Source organism: Bacillus sp. FSL W7-1346, from assembly GCF_038593335.1.
In the GTDB taxonomy this organism is placed as follows: domain Bacteria; phylum Bacillota; class Bacilli; order Bacillales; family Bacillaceae; genus Bacillus; species Bacillus altitudinis.
Map to the genome: position 1 here is coordinate 1,228,682 of NZ_CP151988.1, position 18,172 is coordinate 1,246,853.

An 18,172-nucleotide genomic window follows, 5' to 3' on the forward strand; every position below is an offset into this window, starting at 1 on the left:
ATTAAAATAAAAACACAGTTGACACCTGTGAATAGTTTGAATAATATATAGACTAACATCAATCATACATAGCTGATCGGACAACCGAAGGCTCTTGGCATTGACGTACAGGACTTTTTTGTACTTCAATCGCTGAGGGCCTTTTTTGCGTATAGAACTGAAAACGGCAAGGTTGGTGTCACTATTCAATGTGAAAGGGAGCGGATAACATGAAAAAAAGGATATGGATGTCTATTGCGATGACACTTTTCATCATCACAAGTGCTGCATGCTCAAATGCGAATGAAGCCTCAAATCAAAAGGGAAAGATTGAGCTGTTGAATGTGTCATACGATCCTACACGTGAATTGTATCAGGAATACAATCAAGCCTTTCAGATTTATTGGAAAGACAAAACCGGTGAGGATGTGACGATACAGCAGTCTCATGGAGGATCAGGTAAGCAGGGGAGATCGATTATTGATGGACTCGAAGCAGACGTGGCTACACTTGCTCTTGGGTACGACATTGATGCCATTGCAGATCGAGGGCTACTTTCAAAGGATTGGCAAAAAGAATTTCCAAATCAGTCCACACCTTATACGTCTACGATTGTGTTTCTTGTGAAGAAAGGAAACCCCAAAAATATTAAAGACTGGGATGACTTGCTTCAGCCAGGTGTATCCATCATCACACCAAATCCAAAAACGTCAGGCGGTGCAAGATGGAATTATTTAGCCGCATGGGCATATGCCGATAAAACCTTTCATGGGGATGAAGAAAAAACGAAGGATTTTGTGAAAAAGTTATATGAGCATGTCGAAGTACTCGATTCAGGTGCTCGTGGCGCCACAACAACTTTTGTCGAGCGCGGTCTTGGTGACGTGTTAATTGCTTGGGAAAATGAAGCCTATTTGACACTGCATGAATTAGGTAAAGACAAATTTGAGATTGTCAGTCCCTCCATTAGTATTCTAGCAGAGCCGCCCGTTGCCGTTGTCGACCAAAATGTGAAACGAAAAGGAACAGAGAAAGTGGCAAAGGCTTATTTAGATTATTTGTATTCTAAAAAAGGACAGGAAATTGCGGCGAAAAACTATTATCGACCAAGAAATCAAGAAGTGCTAAACAAATATAAAGATCAATTTAAAGAGATTGATATGGTGACCATTGATCAGGCATTTGGCGGATGGCGAAAGGCGCAGAAAAGATTTTTTGATGATGGCGGATTATTTGATCAAATATATAGCGGACAAAAATAGGGGGCGACGTGATGAAGAAAGGCTATGCTGCCGCCAATAAAAGAAAACGTGTATTGCCTGGATTCGGGCTGAGTCTCGGAGTGACACTTGTTTATGTCAGTGCGATTGTCGTGATTCCTTTATCTATGGTATTTATTTGGACGGCTTCATTAGGAGCAGAAGGAATTTGGAATGTCTTTAGTGATGCGCGGGTGCTAAAGTCGCTGCAGCTTACGGTTACGACTTCTTTTGCAGCTGCACTCATCAATGCAGGTTTCGGTGTACTGATCGCATGGGTTCTCACGCGGTACTCGTTTCCAGGAAAGAACATCCTGGATGCCCTCATCGATTTGCCGTTTGCTCTTCCAACGGCAGTGGCTGGCATCGCTTTGACGACTCTATATTCTCCGAATGGGTGGATTGGGCAATTTTTGCATGTGAAGGTGGCTTACACCCCGCTCGGTATTATTTTGGCACTGATTTTTATTGGCATTCCATTTGTCATAAGAACGGTTCAACCGGTCATTGAGGGGCTTGAGCAGGAAGTGGAAGAGGCCGCAGCCATACTTGGTGCTACAAGAAAACAGACCTTTTTTCATGTACTGCTGCCTGCCTTGTTTCCAGCGGTAATGACTGGATTTTCTCTTGCATTTGCAAGAGCACTCGGTGAATATGGCTCCGTTGTGTTTATAGCGGGAAATATTCCGTTTAAAACAGAGATTACACCACTGATGATCATGTCTAAGCTTGAGCAGTATGATTATCAAGGTGCCGCAGCCATTGCCTGTTTCATGCTGCTCTTATCATTTGTCATTTTGTTATTGATTCACGGATTGCAGTGGTTTGTCGAGCGGAAAAAACAAGTGGAAGTGAGGTGAGACGATTGGAAAGGGAGCTTCTTAAAGAGCACCGCATCAAGTACAGGAGTCCTGTGACGGAATCAAAAGCGGTGAAGAGTATGTTGATTAGTGTGGTGTATGCTTTTTTGATTTTGTTTTTACTCATGCCGTTGATTGCTGTGTTTTCAAAGGCTTTTGAGAAAGGATGGAGTTCTTATCTTCTTGCCATCTCACATCCAGACACGCTTGCGGCAATTAAATTGACTGTTTTCATTGTGATGATCACATTGCCGCTTCAAATGATTTTTGGGATCAGTGCTGCTTGGCTCATCACAAAATTTCATTTCCCGGGAAAACGTTTGTTAACAACTGTCATTGATCTTCCGTTTGCGGTGTCACCTGTCATTGCAGGACTTGTATTTGTACTTTTATTTGGTTCAAATGGACTTTTAGGACCGTGGCTTTTAGCAAATGGATGGAAAGTGATTTACTCTGTACCGGGGATGATTCTTGCGACCATCTTTGTGACATTTCCTTTTGTTGCGAGAGAGTTAATTCCGTTTATGCAAAATGAAGGCATTCATGAGGAAGAAGCATCGCTTACGCTTGGTGCCAGTGGGTGGAAGACCTTTTTCCTTGTGACACTTCCAAATATAAAATGGGCCCTTTTTTACGGCGCCATTTTAGCAGGGGCAAGGGCGATTGGTGAATTTGGTGCAGTGTCAGTTGTATCCGGTCATATCCGCGGAATGACAAATACAATGCCGCTTCATATAGAAATTCTATACAACGAGTATCAATTCCAAGCGGCTTTTGCCGTGGCCTCTCTCATGGCGTTTGTTGCGGTCATCACATTAATCATCAAGCAGATCATTCAGCAGAGAGATCACAGGCTTGGCAAGCGTTCAAAATAAATGGAGGGATCAGCCTTGGGGATTACAGCGAAACAAATATCAAAGCAATTTGGGCAGACGAAGGTTTTGCAAAACGTGGATTTGACGATCGGAAATGGGGAATTAATATCCTTACTAGGACCATCTGGATCAGGTAAGACGACTTTATTAAGAATTATTGCAGGGCTTGATGATGCGAATACAGGGCAGATCTTATTTGGAGAACAGGATTATACTCACATTCCAGTGCGAAAACGGCAAATTGGTTTTGTCTTTCAGCAATATGCGCTTTTTCGAAATATGACGGTATTTGATAATGTGGCTTTTGGATTGAAGATGAAACCTAGAGGAGAAAGGCTGCCTAAAAAAGACATCAAAGAGCGGGTGCATGAGCTGCTGAAAGTCGTTCAATTAACGCAGTATGCTCACCGTTATCCAGAGCAGCTGTCAGGTGGACAAAAGCAGCGTGTAGCACTTGCACGTGCGCTAGCCGTTAAACCGAAAGCTCTTCTCTTAGATGAACCTTTTGGTGCACTAGATTCAAAGGTGAGAAAAGACTTAAGACATTGGCTGAAAAAAGTTCATCAAGAATTTCAAATGACGACCATCTTTGTGACGCATGATCAAGAAGAAGCGTTTGATATCGCTGATCGTGTTGTGGTGATGAATGAGGGCAGAATCGAAAAAATCGGCACAAAAAAAGAAATGACAGAGCAGACAGACAACCTTTTTGTAGCTGAATTTTTAGATATAGGAAGCCATATTTAACAAGAAGTTGATGTGATGTAATAAAAGAGATGCGGCAAAAAGCTGCATCTTTTTTTATAAAAATTTTCCTAGGAACATTGACTTATAATTTTGAATATTATAATATCTTTACAAAGGTAACAGTATTGAACATTTTATAAAACATGTATTTGTAAGCGCTTTACGAAAGGTTCTATTTTAAAATGTTCATTCTTTTTGTTACATGTGTTCATATTTATACCAAATGAAAGGGGTGGTTGTTTGAACAGCTTGTTTGAGTTAGATCAACAGCTGATTGAGCTGCAATACGAAGCATCTTCAAGTGAGGAGGTGACTGCCTATTTAGCAGAAAGGTTAGAAACTGGAGGGTATATCAAATCGAGCTTTTTACCAGCAGTGCTTGAAAGAGAAAAAACATATCCGACCGGTCTTCCTCTTGCGACCTTTGGGGTAGCCATTCCCCATACAGATCCTGAACATGTAAACAAACCGGCGATCAGTGTAGCGACATTAAAGGAACCTGTTATTTTTCATAAGATGGGAAGCCCTCATGAGACAGTTCAAGCCAAAATTGTGTTCGTTCTGGCAATCTCTGAACCTAGTAAACAGCTCGTGATGTTAGAGAAACTGATGACGCTTTTCAGAAAAGAAGAAGTAATGACAAGTTTATCTCACATGACATCGTATGAAGAAGCAGTTGATGTACTTCAAAAAGAATTAAACCAATAGCTATTCACGACATAATGTAAGCGCTTTATTTAAAATCAGGAGGTGGATGTATGATCAAGCAAGCCGTCGATTTCATCTTAGACTTAGGGCCAACAATTATGCTCCCAATTATTATGACGTTATTCGGTATGATTTTAAGGCAAGGATTTAAAAAATCCTTCCGTGCAGGTATTACGATCGGAATTGGATTTGTCGGGGTCAATCTTGTCATTAATTTACTCGTAAGCGGTCTTGGACCAGCAGCCAAAGCCATGGTCAATTCTCTTGGATTAAAGCTTGATATTTTAGATGTCGGTTGGCCGATTGGAGCCGCCATTTCATTTGGTACACCTGTTGCCCCTTTGATGATTCCTCTTGTGCTCTTGTTAAATGTCATTTTGCTGTCTGTTAACTTTACGAAAACATTGAATGTGGATATTTGGAATTTCTGGCATTTGATTTTCGCTGCTTCTGTTACTTACTACGCTTATCATAATATGTTCTTAGCTCTTGCCGTTGGTTTAATCGTTTCTGCGATTACACTAAAACTCGCCGATTGGACGGCACCGACGATTGAACACCATTTCGGATTAAAAGGCGTATCGATGGCTCATGCTGAAACGGTCAACTTCGCTCCGCTCATGTATGCGTCAAACCGCGTGATTGATAAAATCCCTGGTTTAAACAAAATTCATGCGGATCCAGAAACTTTGAAAAAACGTTTTGGCATCTTTGGTGAACCGCTTGTAATGGGTCTTATACTTGGTATCATTATTGGTCTTCTTGGTGGCTATGATGCAAAAGGTGTCATGACCCTTGGAATTCAAATGGCTGCAGTGCTTGTGTTAATGCCAAGAATGGTTGCTTTATTAATGGAAGGACTTATTCCAATCTCTGAGGGTGCTCGTTCTTATATTCAAAAGCGTTTCCCTGGAAAAAATGTCTATATTGGTTTGGATACAGCGATTGTCATTGGTCATCCAGCGAATATGGCTGTAGCCCTTTTGATGGTGCCAATCACCATTTTGCTCGCTGTCGTTCTTCCCTACAATGGTATGCTGCCGTTTGCAGACTTATCGGTTCTGCCATTTACAGTGGTATGGGCAGTAGCTGCCGCTCGTGGGAATATTATTCGCGGCCTCATTAACAGTATTTTTACTTTAATGATTGTTTTCTTCATTGCAACGAACCTTGCACCACTCGCCACAACAATGGGGAAAGCAGTTGGTTTCGACTTCCCAGAAGGGGCAAATATGATCTCTGGTATTGATCTTGGTTCACACGTCATTCCTTGGATCATGGTGAGACTTCTTGATCCGAGCAACCCTTACTTCATTGCAGCGATTGTCTGTGCACTGGCATATGCGCTTCTTTGGTACTGGGTGCGAAATGATATTAAAAAGCAGTATGCAAAAGAAATGGGCTTAGATCAGAAAGATCAATAAATGAGCTGGAGGGATTCTCATGGCAAAAAAAATATTAGTATCTTGTGGAACGGCAGTTGCTACGTCAACGGTTGTAGCAAAAAAGGTAGAAGAGACATTAAAGGAAAAAGGATACGATGTCATCGTTGAACAGTGTAAGGCATCTGAGGTTCCGCAGAAGGCGGAGGGTGCTGATTTAATTGTGACGACAACGCCTGTTAGTGATACAAAAGGAACGCCTGTGATTCAAACGTTGTCTTTTTTAACGGGATTTGGCATTGAAGAGGATATTGAAAAAATTATCGATCATATTAAGTGAACGATGGTTGCGTGGAGGAGCTGCGAAAGCTCCTTCCATGTCATTTGAAAGGAGGAGCTCTCATGCAGCAGCATGCTTATAGCCGAACGTCTGCCATGTTTTCTATTTTCCTTCCGGCCTTGTTAATATGTGTGTTTTTTCTCTGGTCTCTTTATACGTTGATGTCGGCAGGACCTGAGCCATTAGCTGTGTTAGGTGTCTATACGCTGCCTATCCTTATGCTTTCTAGCATCACTGGCCTGAATCAGCCAACGAATATCATGATTAGTGAAGATGAGCTGAAAATAGGTGCTTTTGGCAGGTGGCACACATATGCCGTGTCCGATATTAAAGGAAAATTGTTTTTAAAACCATATCCTCATATCGGGAAAGTATATGTCAGAGTGGGACCTGCGCGAATATTTGGCGGACGCTACTGGATTTCAAGTGAGATGAGTGAGTACAAGCAGCTCGTTCAATCCTTGCAGAGTCTTGCGACATGTGATGAAAAGGAGGATGCGGCTAAATGAAATCAGCTGTCTTTTATTCTTCAGAGGACATTCGTTACGAGGAGCGGAAGCGGCCAGCCATTGGTGATGATGAAGTATTATTAAAAATGCGTGCCTGCGGCTTATGCGGGACGGATATTTATAAAGCAACACATGAGACGGTACCTCCTGGCACAGTGCTAGGGCATGAAATCGCTGGTGACATTATCGAAACAGGCCGTCACGTCACACATGTTCAAACGGGAGACAGGGTGTATGTAGCGCATCATGTCCCTTGTTTCACTTGTGACTTTTGTCAAAGAGGATTTTATACAATGTGCCCGCAATTTGCAGCCACAAATGTAGAGCCGGGCGGTTTTTCGGAATATATTCGTGTTCCTGCTTTACATGTGAAGCATACAATGGGCAAGCTCCCACATGACGTCTCATATGAACAAGGAGCGATGGTCGAACCGGTTGCCTGCTGTCTTCACGGCTTTGAAAGGGCGCCCGTTCATCCTGGAGATTCGGTCTTGATTCTTGGAGCGGGGCAAATTGGCTGCATTCAATTACAGCTTGCCAAATATTATTTGGCTGGAAAAGTGATGATCACAGACGTAAATGAGAACAGGCTCCTTCAAGCAAGAAATCTTGGGGCGGACGTCGCTTTTCATCCAGCATCTGAGCCAGTAGAAAACCGCGTCATGAAAGAAACAGATGGAAAGGGAGCGGATCTTGTCATTATTTCTGTGGGGAGCAGTGCGCTTTTAAAAGAAGCATTTCAAGCTGTTGCAAGAGGCGGAACGATTTTGGTCTTTGCTCACTTTCCGAAAGGGGATGTCTCCATTCCAGCAGAACGTTTTTTCCATGATGAAGTAAAAGTAGTCGGAGCTTATTCCTCGCATCCATACCATTATCGTGAAGCGCTGGAGCTCTTAAAAGCGAAGGTCGTTCATACAGAAAAAATGGTGACGCATCGATATCCATTAAGTCAGCTTCGTCAGGCGATAGAATGCGCTAGGCATCCAGAAGGTGAAAGCGTCAAAATCATGATGTATCCAGATGAATGAGAATGTACGAGATGGAGAGAAAGAGAAGGTCTTTGGAAAAGGGCTTTGCCTTTCTCTTTTTTTCTGAAAAAAGATGAAAACGCTTAAAAAATAAACGGAAATACTTGACTTCAATGAGAGTTAAACGTATGATAATTACAAATGTAACACATAAGAACAAATGTAAAGGGGAGAGAAGAAATGCAAAAACAAATCACTTTGCCTGAACAGATTAGTCATGAGAAATTAGCAGATTTATATAAACAAATGTGGTTAGTAAGATATTTTGATGAAAAGGTCGATCAATTCTTTGCTAAAGGATTAATCCATGGAACGACCCATTTATGTGTTGGACAGGAAGCATCGGCTGTTGGGTCTATTGCTGTGTTAAAGGATGAAGATAAGATTGTCAGTACACACCGCGGACATGGTCACTGTATTGCAAAAGGTGCAGAGGTCAATAAAATGATGGCTGAACTATTCGGACGTGAAACAGGTTACTGCAAAGGAAAAGGCGGTTCCATGCATATTGCCGACTTAGAAAAAGGAAACCTTGGGGCAAATGGAATTGTTGGCGGCGGTATTCCGCTTGCAACTGGTGCGGCGCTCACGTCCAAGATGAAAAAGGAAGGCTTTGTGGTCCTTTGTTTCTTCGGAGACGGCGCTACAAATGAAGGCAGCTTCCATGAAGCGCTGAATCTTGCTTCCATTTGGGATTTACCTGTTGTGTTTATTTGTGAAAACAACCAATACGGCATGTCTGGTCCTGTGAAAGAAATGATCAACATTGAAGACATCTCAACAAGAGCCAAAAGCTACGGAATGCCAGGGAAAACAGTTGATGGAAATGACATGGTTGAAATCATGAATACAGTAGATGAAGCGGTAAGCCGTGCAAGAGCTGGAGAAGGGCCATCACTCATTGAAATGAAAACGTATCGCTGGAAGGGTCACTCAAAGAGTGATGCGAAAAAATACCGTACACGTGAAGAAGAGACAGAATGGAGACAAAAAGACGGAATTAAACGCTTTAAGTCACTCTTAATGGAGCTAGATGTTCTGACAGAAGAACAGGCTGCTCGTTTACAAGAAGAAGCGAAGCAAGAGATCGAGGCATCTGTTGAATTTGCGAAAAATAGTAAAGAACCATCAATTGACACACTATTAGAGGATGTATACGCCTAATTAGGAGGGGAATCACGTGACAAACACGACAGTGAGAGAGATTTCATATTTAGAAGCCGTTCGAGAAGCAATGAGTCAGGAAATGAGAAAAAATCAAGATGTCTTCATTTTAGGTGAAGATATCGGCGTATACGGTGGCGCATTTGGTGTCACGCGCGGGATGATCGAGGAATTCGGTCCAGAACGCGTCCGCAATACGCCGATTTCAGAGGCTGCCATCGCAGGAGGCGCAGTCGGAGCGGCTTTGACAGGGATGCGTCCGATTTTAGAACTACAATTCTCTGACTTTATTACAATTGCAATGGATCAGCTTGTAAACCAAGCAGCGAAAACACGTTACATGTTTGGCGGAAAAGGGAAAGTGCCGCTTGTTGTCAGAACACCAGCAGGTTCCGGGACAGGTGCCGCAGCGCAGCACTCCCAAAGCTTAGAAGCGTGGATGGCTCATATTCCTGGACTAAAGGTGGTTCAGCCTTCAACAGCTTATGATGCAAAAGGACTTTTAAAAGCAGCAATGGATGATGACAACCCTGTCATTTTCTATGAACACAAGCTTTTATATAAAACAATTGGTGAAGTACCAGAAGAGCAGTACTCGATTCCTTTAGGGAAAGCGGATGTGAAGAGAAGCGGAAAGGACGTCACAATTGTCGCAACAGCCATTATGGTGCACAAAGCGCTCGAAGCAGCGAAGGAACTAGAAGCGGAAGGAATCGATGTCGAGATCATTGATCCGAGAACGCTCGTCCCATTAGATGAAGAAACCATTATTGAATCTGTGAAAAAAACAGGCAAATGTATCGTTGTGCATGAGGCAGTGAAACGAGGCGGCTACGGCGGAGAGATTGCGAGTATGATAGCGGAAAGTGAAGCCTTCGACTATTTAGATGCACCTATTAAACGACTTGGCGGTCTTGCCGTTCCAATACCGTACAACCCAACGCTGGAAAAAGCAGTCATTCCACAAGTGCCAGATATTATTGAAGCAGCAAAAGAGCTCGTGCGCTCTTAAGTAAAGGGGGAGAAGATCATGCCAAAAGAGATATTTATGCCGAAGCTAAGCAGTACGATGGAGATCGGTACCTTGCTTCAATGGTTTAAAGAAGAAGGAGATTCGGTTGAAATCGGTGAGCCTCTATTTGAGATTATGACAGACAAAATCAATATCGAGGTTGAAGCCTATGATGATGGCGTTTTTCTAAAGAAATATTACGAAGCAGATGATCAGATTCCAGTCAATGCTGTCATTGGATATATCGGAGAGGCAAATGAGCAGGTACCGAGCGAGCCGCCAGCGCAGTCAGATGAAGCATCTTCTGAAGACAGCGGAACGTCATCACCATCTGAACCATCTGTTTCGACTGAAGTTGAACCAACGGTGGGTGAGAAAGTACGCGCAACACCTGCAGCGAGAAAAACGGCAAAAGATCACCAAGTAGCCATTCAAGAAGTATCTGGTACAGGACCAAAAGGCAGAATTCAAAAACGGGATGTCGAAGCGGCACTTCATACGAACGAGGAAGGCCAGCGCGTATCACCACTTGCAGGAAAAGTGGCTGCTCGTGAAGGGATCGACTTAGCGAATGTTGCTGGTTCTGGCGTCCACGGAAAAATCATGAAGAGTGATGTGACAGCAGCAGGCGCACAAAAGGCAGAAGCTGCTCCAGTAAGAACACAAAAACTAGCCGGGATGAGAAAAGTGATCGCAGATCGCATGTCACAAAGTGCCTTTACAGCGCCGCACGTCACATTAACAAGTGAAATTGATATGACAAAAGCAAAAGAAGTGCGCAAACAGCTGCTCCCAGCGATTGAAAAAGAGACAGGCTACAGATTGTCGTTTACAGAAATCATCATCCATGCGGTCAGCAGTGTCCTCACGCGCCATCCGCAAATCAATATGACGTTTGAACAAAATGAGCTCCATTTCCATGAGGATGTGCACATTGGTCTTGCGGTTGCTGTGAAAGACGGCCTAATGGTTCCGGTCATCTCTCATGCAAATCAAAAAGGGCTGAAACAGCTCACAAAAGAAGCAAAAGAAATTGGTCGAAATGCACGCGATCAAAAGCTGCTGCCAGACCAGTTGAAGGGGTCTACATTTACCATTAGTAACTTAGGGATGTATGCCATTGACACGTTTACCCCAATTATTAATCAGCCGGAAGTGGCGATTTTAGGTGTTGGACGCATTCAAGAAAAACCTGTAGTGATCGATGGAGAAATTCAGGTGCGGCCAATGATGGGCGTCAGTTTATCATTTGATCATCGAGTGGTAGATGGTGCACCAGCAGCAGCCTTTTTAACAGACCTTAAAAAAGTGCTTGAACAACCATTTGAATTGCTAATGTAGGAGATGAATCGGATGACAAAAACGTATGATCTGACAGTCATTGGCGGAGGGCCTGGCGGATACACTGCCGCCCTTCAAGCCGCTGAACGTGGACACAAGGTTGCATTGATTGAAGAGGATTTTCTAGGGGGGACTTGTTTAAATCGAGGCTGTATCCCTTCAAAGACACTGCTCAAACATGCAGAAGTCATTGAATCCATTGAGAAAGCAAAAAGCTGGGGAATCGAAACAGGTGAGATGGTTCTTTCCTTCGATAAAATGAGAAAACGTAAAGATGATGTCATCGAAAAACTCAGGGGTGGAATCGCCTTTTTATTAAAGCAAGGAAAGATTGATGTATATAACGGCAGAGGAACAGCTGTGACAAAAAATCGCATTGACATTGAAAAACAAGATGGGTCAGAAACGATTGAAACAAAAGAGCTGATCATTGCCACTGGCTCATCACCTGCTATTCCGCCTATTCCAGGGCTCAAAGAGATTCAATTTGACACAAGTGATACGATCTTTGACATCCCAGATATTCCTGCATCTGTCGTCATTATTGGCGGGGGTGTAATTGGTCTTGAGCTGGCATGCATCTTCCAGAGTCTCCAATCAAAAGTCACCATTATAGAAGCCGCTCCGTCGATTATTCCGCAGGAAGATGAAGAAGCGTCGAAATTACTAGAAAAAGAATTGAAGAAAAAAGGCATCCATATCGCAAAGAAAACGACGGTGACAGAAGTAACAGAAAGCGAAGGAGTCAAAGCGATTCATGCGACAGACGATAAAGGAGAGACGCACATCTTTACGGCTGAAAGGCTGCTAGTTTGTGTCGGAAGAAGACCAAATGTCTCTGCTGTCAGTCAGCTGGATCTTCAGCTAGATGGTCCTTTTATTAAAGTGAACGACGAGATGAAGACAAGTGCTGAAGGTGTATATGCAATTGGCGATGTAGCCGGCGGCTATCAGCTCGCTCATGCGGCGATGGCAGAGGCAGCCGTTGCAGTTAGCAATATATGCGGTGAGCCTGAAAGAATGAATCACGACATCGTTCCTAGATGTATTTATACATTGCCAGAAGTAGCGAGTGTGGGACTGACAGAGAAAGAGGCGAAAGCCAAAGGGCTAAACGTGCGGGCAGAGCGATTTGATTTAGCTGCAAGCGGAAAAGCGTTGGCAGCAGGTGTTCAAACCGGTTTTATTAAACTCGTGTACGATACCTTATATGGTGAAGTCATTGGCGCTACAATGGTTGGTCCGCACGTAACGGAGATGATATCAGAGGCTTCCTCATTTATGTATTTAGAAGGAACAGCGGAAGAGATGGCCAAAATGATTCACCCGCATCCAACCATCTCAGAAGGCTTTTATGAAGCAGCTCTTGATATTGTGAGTAAGCTGAGAAAATAAATGCCAAACAAGGGATAGGGAGGAGATCCGTGTGCACGTCCAGCTTCATCAGAAAGTGGCACTTGTGACAGATAGCACAGATGGATTTGGAGAAGCCATCTGCCTGGCTTTGGCCCAGGCAGGTGCACATGTTTTCATACACGCTTTTCGTGATGAATCAAAAGCAAAGTCGATAAGCGAAGACATTGAAAAATTAGGCGGCCAATCGACTGTTGTCATCAATCCGCTTGAGACACCGCGTGATGCTACGCTTATGCTAAGACAAGTCATCGATACATGCGGCAAGCTTGATATTTTAGTCAATCAAGCCGAGCAAACAGCAGATGGGGAGATTGATGACGTAAGTCCTGAGATATGGATCGATGAAGTGGAAAGGTCCGTAAATACAGTCTTTCTTTCCAGTCAAGCCGCTGTGTGGCATATGGTGGATCAGAAGCAGGGCTGTATCATTAATATTTCCTCATCAGGCAGCATAACAGGTGATGGCGGGATCTCACATGCTACATCAAATAGTATGTTGAATGCCATGACAAAAGGATTAGCGCGCGAATTTAAAGACAAAGGCATCCGGGTATTGGCACTACTTCCGCCGCCTCTCCATTTGCTTCCTGACAAAGAGCAAATCAAGGAGACGGTGGCTCATATGACGGTTTTCTTAAGTACATCGTACGGCGCATTTACAGATGGAGCAGCGATTATGCTTGATGGGGGTGAGAGCGCTGGCTAATCAACAAAAACCAGTTCTCATCGTAGGTGGCGCCCAAGGGATCGGCAAAGAAATTGCTCAGCGTTTTTTAAAAGAAGGGCATCGTGTAGCTGTGTCAGATATAGATGAACAGGGACTTTTGCTTTTAAAACAACAGCATCCTCAGCTGCTGACGTTCCAAGCTGACGTTTCATCGTGGGAAAGTGTTCAGCAAATGGCGTCAGCAGCTGAAAGGGAGCTGGGTGGCATTGGGCATCTTGTCTATTCAGCAGGAATGACGAAATCCCTTCCTTTTTTAGAGGTTGATTTTTCACTTTGGAAAAAGACACTGGCTGTGAATCTATATGGTCTTTTCTACTGCATCAAAGCATTAGCACCCTATCTATGTGAGCGGAATGAAGGCAGCGTCGTCATTATTGGATCAGGATCTGCGATAACAGGCTCTGGCGGCGGCATCCAGTATTACGCATCAAAAGCCGGGGCATTTGGTCTCATGCGTTCGCTCGTAAAGGAATTGGGTTCCCATCATGTCCGCATCAATGTCATTGCACCGCGCGTCATTGAATCTCAGATGCTTGATACGCTCTATCCGACTGAGCTTGAGAAAAGTCAGCTTCGATCACTTATTCCTATCGGGAGATTAGGAAAACCAGAAGATATTGCTGGAGTCACTTTATTTCTCGCAAGTGACGAGGGAAGCTATTTGCACGGACAGATACTCTTATTAGACGGCGGGAGAACGTATCAGCCTAAATATAGCGAGGGAAAAAGAGCGGAGCGTTAATCGCTCTTTTTGTCATTTTCATAACAATTGTTCCAATTAGAAACGAATGTTTGGTATACTGGTAATCATAGTATATTAAAAGGATGATGTCACATGCTGAATTGGGAAGAAAGACGACAGCTCGTCAAGGTTGCTCATCTTTATTATACAGACGGGTGGACGCAGCAGGAGATTGCAAAAAAGCTCAATGTCTCAAGACCAGTCATTTCAAAGCTCTTACAAAAAGCAAAAGATGTGGGAATCGTTGAAGTGTACATTAAAGACGAAAGTATTCATACAGTGGAACTTGAAAAGCAGCTGGAAACAACTTTTCAATTAACGGATGCTGTCGTTGTCCCAAGTGTCGGGACAATGTCTGAGATGGTCAAACGGGCAGTCGGTCAAGCGGGCGCCTATTATCTTTCTAAAAACATGAAAGGCGCTGAGAAAATCGGTATTTCATGGGGAACCACACTTGCCGAGCTCGTGAAGGAATATCCATTTGAGCGAAGAAACGATGTCAAAGTCATTCCTTTAGAGGGCGGAATGGGCAGGCAGGCAGTCGACATTCACGCGAATCAGCTGGCATATGAGCTGGCAAAGAAGATGAATGGTACGTGTTCCTATTTATATGCACCTGCGATTTTAGAAACAGAAGAATTAAAAGAGCGGCTGATGGCGATGCAGGACATAGAAGCTGTGCTTGAAGAAGGCAGAAATGTTGATATTGCCCTGATCGGTATTGGAAATCCGCATAAAGGCTCTACATTGAAAACAGTCGGTTATTTAAAAGAAGAGGATTTGTCTGGGTTGAGACAATCAGGGGCTGTTGGTGATATTGGTTTTCGTTTCTTTGATGGTGAAGGGAAACCAGTCCAAGATGAGCTGAACCAAAAGGTGATTGGATTATCGTTAGAACAATTAAAGAACGTGAAAAAAGTCATCGCAGTTGTGGAAGGAACCCATAAAGCTGAAAGTATTTTAGGGGCCTTAAACGGCGGCTTTATTCAGGTGCTCGTCACCGACGAATTAACTGCGGCAGCTATTTTAAAGGAAGCATCTGTCCAATAAACAGCTGACAGCTATCGTATTGTATAAAAAGAGCTACATCAAACGAGAAAGGAGCTGTGTATCTTGAAGAAAACCGAAATGGAAGCAAACCTACACTGTACTCGGTGCCAAGAAGAGACCCTCCACAGCATCGTTTATGTGAATGATCAGATGAAAAGCGTTGAGTGTACAGAGTGTCATCAGAAGATCAGTGTGCAAGTCGACATCATGAAGGAATTTTACAAAGAAGTATATGAAAAAATTGCGACAAAGCCGAAGCGGATGACGCAGGAGTATAAGGCGAATCTGAATGGATTTATTTCAAGACTCCCCATCCGGGTTTTAAGTAAGCCATACCGGCTGATGAGATATTTAAACGAATCTTATAAGGTCATTAAGCAATATAAAAAATAAAGCAGAGGCTGTCTTAGCGCTCTGCTTTATTTTGTGTTTTTTTCATGTAGTAATAAATCGGCAGTCCGGCAATGCCGATCAGCATGGAGATCAGGCAGCTTTGCCAATCGGTGATCATGGTGCTGATTAAGACAAAGAAAGAGCCGATAATCGCAATGATCGGTGTGAGCGGGTAAAGTGGTACGCTATAAGTGCGCTTCATTCCCTTGTTTTGTTTTCTTAGCTTAAAGACAGCGAAAAAGGCCATCACATAAAAGATGTAAATCATGAAAATCGAAACCTCTGACAGCTTCTCAGGATTACTGACGATCATAAACACAATGGCAATCAAAATCTGTACAAATACAGCGATCCAAGGTGTTTGAAAAGTAGGATGAATGCGTGAAATGGCTTTGGCAAACGGAATTTGTTTTCGTTCTGCCATTGCAAAAATGACACGCGGGAACGAAAGAACCTTTCCATTCAAACAGCCAAAGATACTAATGATGATTCCGATACTAATAATTTTACCGCCAATGGGACCAAAGAGCATTGTAGCAGCTGTGCTTGTGGCATTTTCACCTAGTTGAACGATTTGATCAGCTGGTAACACATGCAAAAGGGCGATGTTAATAAAGAGATAACATGCTGTGACAATTAAAATACCGCCTGCCATCGCGCGAGGAAGCAGTTTCTCTGGATTTTTCATTTCACCGCCAAGCGCTGCAAGCAAAATCCAGCCATCATAGGCGAATAATGTTGCCAAAATTGCTGCACCGAAGTTCATTTGTGCGATACTCTCATTGACGGCTGTGAAAATATGTTCATTTCCTTTCCATAAGCCAAACACAATAATTGCTGCAATTGGAACAAGCTTTCCGATCGTGGTCAGTCCTTGGACAAAACCACCGTATTTTGTTCCCATGATGTTGATTACACATAAAAAAAGAACGGTGATAATGCCAATGGTTGTAGCCCATAAAGAAGAAAGAGAAAATAAATTAGCTAATAATGAACCAAAATAAAGACCAAGAGCACCAATAATCGCTGGTCCGTAAATAATAATTTGCACCCAGCCACATAAGTAGCCCCAAAATTCACCGTATACTTCTTCAAGATAGGCATATAAACCGCCAGTACGCGGGATTTGTGTACCAATTTCAGCGACTGTGAGTCCGCCTGCTAGAGTTAAAATCCCGCCTAACAGCCATGCGAATAAGGCGATGCCTGAGCTTCCTGAATAAGAAAGGACGTTGCCAGGCTTCATAAAAACGCCAGATCCAATAATTGTTCCGATGACAAGAGATAGGGCAAAAAATAAGCCGATGTCTTGTTTTAACGCTGGTTGTTCTTTGTTCATTACACACGACCTCCTGCATCACTTTCATACGTTACTGTGACATGTATTTTGTTTATTGTAATACGATTTTAGGAAAACGAGAATTAAAAAAATTTTCTGATTTTCGTATTTGTATTTAAAAGTGTTCGTTTATTGGAGATATTAGGATGAATGTTATCTTAAAAGCGAACAATACAAGAATATTTTTGATGTAATGTTAATTTAATAGGCGAAAGCCGAACATCCAATAAAGATGCAGCCGAATGGTTGACTTTTCTTCTAAAATGACCTATTTTATTCATAAGGATATTATCTTGAATTCGAGATATTTTATAATAGGAGTGAACACAATGAAAATAAATGGGATTCACCACGTATCAGCACTAACAGCAAATGCTCAGAAAAACGTTGATTTCTACCGCCAAATTCTCGGCTTAAAACTGGTGAAAAAAACAGTCAATCAAGATGATCCATCGATGTATCATCTATTTTATGGAGATGAGGTCGCCTCACCTGGTACAGAGCTGACGTTTTTTGAAATACCGATGCTCGCCCGCCGGCTGGACGGAACAAATGCGATCTCACGCACAGGTTTGATTGTCACTTCAGAAGAGGCACTCACCTTTTGGGAAAAGCGCTTTGAAGAAAAAGGTGTAAAGAAAGAAACAGCTTCTTTAAGAGGCGGCAGACCTGCCTTGAAATTTACAGATCCAGAAGGACAGCAGCTGTTTTTGACTGTAGAACCAAGCGTGCAAGATGGAGCGAAGCCGCCAGTGCATGATGAGATTCCTGCTGATTTTGCGATCAGAGGTTTGGGGCCAGTAGAATTAACAGTCGCAGAAGCAGATAAAACGATCAGTGTGTTAACGAGCATCCTTGGTTTCACAGAAAAAGCACGTGAACAATCAAATGATGGGGAAATCGTGACGATTTTTGAATCAGGACAAGGCGGAGCTGGAACAGAGATTCATGTCATTGAAAAAGCAGAAGGACCTGTTGAGCGATCTGGTAGAGGTAGTGTTCATCACGTAGCTTTTCGTGTAGCGGACGCAGAAGAGCTTGAAAAATGGCATGATAAAATAGCCAAAGCCGGTTTCACCAACTCTGGTGTTGTAGAACGTTTTTATTTCAAAGCCCTATATTTTAGAGAGCCAAACGGCATTTTGTTTGAAATCTCAACAGACGGTCCGGGATTTACAGTGGATGAAAGCGTAGATGAGCTTGGTGATCAATTAGCACTTCCACCATTTTTAGAGCACAAACGAGCAGAAATTGAACAAAGATTGGTCCCAATCAAGTGAACATGAAAAAAGCAGCTCAAT

19 protein-coding genes are annotated in these 18,172 nt (G+C 43.0%); 18 read left to right on the forward strand and 1 reads right to left on the reverse strand.

What is annotated here, in order from left to right; genetic code table 11:
• Window positions 1-209 precede the first annotated feature (209 nt).
• The 17 genes from NST09_RS06220 to NST09_RS06300 all read left to right on the forward strand — a co-directional run bounded on the left by NST09_RS06220 (window position 210) and on the right by NST09_RS06300 (window position 15,532).
• Window positions 210-1,241, forward strand: coding sequence for a sulfate ABC transporter substrate-binding protein (locus tag NST09_RS06220; RefSeq protein ID WP_192808230.1), 1,032 nt, complete (start codon window positions 210-212; stop codon window positions 1,239-1,241).
• Window positions 1,242-1,252: 11 nt separating this feature from the next.
• On the forward strand, window positions 1,253-2,098 hold the full coding sequence (gene cysT / locus NST09_RS06225; protein ID WP_019743464.1) for a sulfate ABC transporter permease subunit CysT: 846 nt from the start codon (window positions 1,253-1,255) through the stop codon (window positions 2,096-2,098).
• A gap of 5 nt (window positions 2,099-2,103) precedes the next feature.
• The gene (gene cysW / locus NST09_RS06230) at window positions 2,104-2,973 is read left to right on the forward strand and encodes a sulfate ABC transporter permease subunit CysW (RefSeq protein ID WP_017359152.1); all 870 of its coding nucleotides are present in this window, start codon (window positions 2,104-2,106) and stop codon (window positions 2,971-2,973) included.
• A 15-nt stretch (window positions 2,974-2,988) separates the two neighbouring features.
• On the forward strand, window positions 2,989-3,720 hold the full coding sequence (cysA, locus tag NST09_RS06235) for a sulfate ABC transporter ATP-binding protein (RefSeq protein WP_051632389.1): 732 nt from the start codon (window positions 2,989-2,991) through the stop codon (window positions 3,718-3,720).
• A gap of 240 nt (window positions 3,721-3,960) precedes the next feature.
• Window positions 3,961-4,428 carry a PTS sugar transporter subunit IIA gene (locus tag NST09_RS06240; RefSeq protein WP_008346265.1) on the forward strand — a complete coding sequence of 156 codons (468 nt, stop codon included), beginning with the start codon at window positions 3,961-3,963 and terminating at the stop codon, window positions 4,426-4,428.
• Window positions 4,429-4,478: 50 nt separating this feature from the next.
• Window positions 4,479-5,852 carry a PTS transporter subunit IIC gene (locus NST09_RS06245; protein ID WP_007498866.1) on the forward strand — a complete coding sequence of 458 codons (1,374 nt, stop codon included), beginning with the start codon at window positions 4,479-4,481 and terminating at the stop codon, window positions 5,850-5,852.
• 19 nt (window positions 5,853-5,871) lie between these two features.
• Window positions 5,872-6,150 carry a PTS sugar transporter subunit IIB gene (locus NST09_RS06250; RefSeq protein WP_008346262.1) on the forward strand — a complete coding sequence of 93 codons (279 nt, stop codon included), beginning with the start codon at window positions 5,872-5,874 and terminating at the stop codon, window positions 6,148-6,150.
• Window positions 6,151-6,212: 62 nt separating this feature from the next.
• On the forward strand, window positions 6,213-6,659 hold the full coding sequence (locus NST09_RS06255; protein ID WP_008346260.1) for a hypothetical protein: 447 nt from the start codon (window positions 6,213-6,215) through the stop codon (window positions 6,657-6,659).
• Window positions 6,656-7,687 (forward strand): alcohol dehydrogenase catalytic domain-containing protein, encoded by a 1,032-nt coding sequence (locus tag NST09_RS06260; protein ID WP_017367078.1) that lies wholly within the window; start codon window positions 6,656-6,658, stop codon window positions 7,685-7,687. The genes NST09_RS06255 and NST09_RS06260 overlap by 4 nt, the downstream gene beginning before the upstream one ends.
• A 180-nt stretch (window positions 7,688-7,867) precedes the next feature.
• The gene (gene pdhA, locus NST09_RS06265) at window positions 7,868-8,851 is read left to right on the forward strand and encodes a pyruvate dehydrogenase (acetyl-transferring) E1 component subunit alpha (protein WP_041092295.1); all 984 of its coding nucleotides are present in this window, start codon (window positions 7,868-7,870) and stop codon (window positions 8,849-8,851) included.
• A gap of 31 nt (window positions 8,852-8,882) precedes the next feature.
• Window positions 8,883-9,863, forward strand: coding sequence for an alpha-ketoacid dehydrogenase subunit beta (locus NST09_RS06270; RefSeq protein WP_026050078.1), 981 nt, complete (start codon window positions 8,883-8,885; stop codon window positions 9,861-9,863).
• Window positions 9,864-9,881: 18 nt separating this feature from the next.
• On the forward strand, window positions 9,882-11,204 hold the full coding sequence (locus NST09_RS06275) for a dihydrolipoamide acetyltransferase family protein (RefSeq protein WP_035392333.1): 1,323 nt from the start codon (window positions 9,882-9,884) through the stop codon (window positions 11,202-11,204).
• 12 nt (window positions 11,205-11,216) lie between these two features.
• A complete protein-coding gene (lpdA, locus tag NST09_RS06280; protein ID WP_035392329.1) occupies window positions 11,217-12,599 on the forward strand; it encodes a dihydrolipoyl dehydrogenase in 1,383 nt (460 codons plus the stop codon).
• A 31-nt stretch (window positions 12,600-12,630) separates the two neighbouring features.
• Entirely contained in the window at window positions 12,631-13,326 is a 696-nt protein-coding gene (locus tag NST09_RS06285) for an SDR family NAD(P)-dependent oxidoreductase (RefSeq protein WP_342493449.1), read from the forward strand.
• Window positions 13,304-14,089: an SDR family oxidoreductase gene (locus NST09_RS06290; protein ID WP_046526585.1), complete on the forward strand. Its 786-nt coding sequence runs from the start codon at window positions 13,304-13,306 to the stop codon at window positions 14,087-14,089. Before NST09_RS06285 ends, NST09_RS06290 begins: the two co-directional genes overlap by 23 nt.
• A 93-nt stretch (window positions 14,090-14,182) precedes the next feature.
• The gene (locus tag NST09_RS06295) at window positions 14,183-15,139 is read left to right on the forward strand and encodes a sugar-binding transcriptional regulator (RefSeq protein WP_017359143.1); all 957 of its coding nucleotides are present in this window, start codon (window positions 14,183-14,185) and stop codon (window positions 15,137-15,139) included.
• 63 nt (window positions 15,140-15,202) lie between these two features.
• On the forward strand, window positions 15,203-15,532 hold the full coding sequence (locus NST09_RS06300) for a hypothetical protein (protein ID WP_008358910.1): 330 nt from the start codon (window positions 15,203-15,205) through the stop codon (window positions 15,530-15,532).
• A gap of 13 nt (window positions 15,533-15,545) precedes the next feature.
• Here NST09_RS06300 and NST09_RS06305 read toward each other — a convergent pair whose 3' ends face one another.
• Window positions 15,546-16,871, reverse strand: a complete 1,326-nt coding sequence (locus NST09_RS06305) for an amino acid permease (protein WP_181891797.1) — start codon at window positions 16,869-16,871, stop codon at window positions 15,546-15,548.
• A 329-nt stretch (window positions 16,872-17,200) separates the two neighbouring features.
• Between NST09_RS06305 and NST09_RS06310 the strand changes: the two genes are divergently transcribed.
• The gene (locus tag NST09_RS06310; RefSeq protein ID WP_046526586.1) at window positions 17,201-18,151 is read left to right on the forward strand and encodes a ring-cleaving dioxygenase; all 951 of its coding nucleotides are present in this window, start codon (window positions 17,201-17,203) and stop codon (window positions 18,149-18,151) included.
• Window positions 18,152-18,172: the final 21 nt, after the last annotated feature.

What these genes read in the sequence shown, in the direction of transcription:
- NST09_RS06220 (WP_192808230.1), top strand. Translation starts at nt 210, where the DNA reads ATGAAAAAAAGGATATGGATGTCTATTGCGATGACACTTTTCATCATC.
- cysT (WP_019743464.1), top strand. Translation starts at nt 1,253, where the DNA reads ATGAAGAAAGGCTATGCTGCCGCCAATAAAAGAAAACGTGTATTGCCT.
- NST09_RS06245 (WP_007498866.1), top strand. Translation starts at nt 4,479, where the DNA reads ATGATCAAGCAAGCCGTCGATTTCATCTTAGACTTAGGGCCAACAATT.
- NST09_RS06250 (WP_008346262.1), top strand. Translation starts at nt 5,872, where the DNA reads ATGGCAAAAAAAATATTAGTATCTTGTGGAACGGCAGTTGCTACGTCA.
- NST09_RS06255 (WP_008346260.1), top strand. Translation starts at nt 6,213, where the DNA reads ATGCAGCAGCATGCTTATAGCCGAACGTCTGCCATGTTTTCTATTTTC.
- NST09_RS06260 (WP_017367078.1), top strand. Translation starts at nt 6,656, where the DNA reads ATGAAATCAGCTGTCTTTTATTCTTCAGAGGACATTCGTTACGAGGAG.
- pdhA (WP_041092295.1), top strand. Translation starts at nt 7,868, where the DNA reads ATGCAAAAACAAATCACTTTGCCTGAACAGATTAGTCATGAGAAATTA.
- NST09_RS06275 (WP_035392333.1), top strand. Translation starts at nt 9,882, where the DNA reads ATGCCAAAAGAGATATTTATGCCGAAGCTAAGCAGTACGATGGAGATC.
- lpdA (WP_035392329.1), top strand. Translation starts at nt 11,217, where the DNA reads ATGACAAAAACGTATGATCTGACAGTCATTGGCGGAGGGCCTGGCGGA.
- NST09_RS06290 (WP_046526585.1), top strand. Translation starts at nt 13,304, where the DNA reads ATGGGGGTGAGAGCGCTGGCTAATCAACAAAAACCAGTTCTCATCGTA.
- NST09_RS06295 (WP_017359143.1), top strand. Translation starts at nt 14,183, where the DNA reads ATGCTGAATTGGGAAGAAAGACGACAGCTCGTCAAGGTTGCTCATCTT.
- NST09_RS06305 (WP_181891797.1), bottom strand. Translation starts at nt 16,871, where the DNA reads ATGAACAAAGAACAACCAGCGTTAAAACAAGACATCGGCTTATTTTTT.
- NST09_RS06310 (WP_046526586.1), top strand. Translation starts at nt 17,201, where the DNA reads ATGAAAATAAATGGGATTCACCACGTATCAGCACTAACAGCAAATGCT.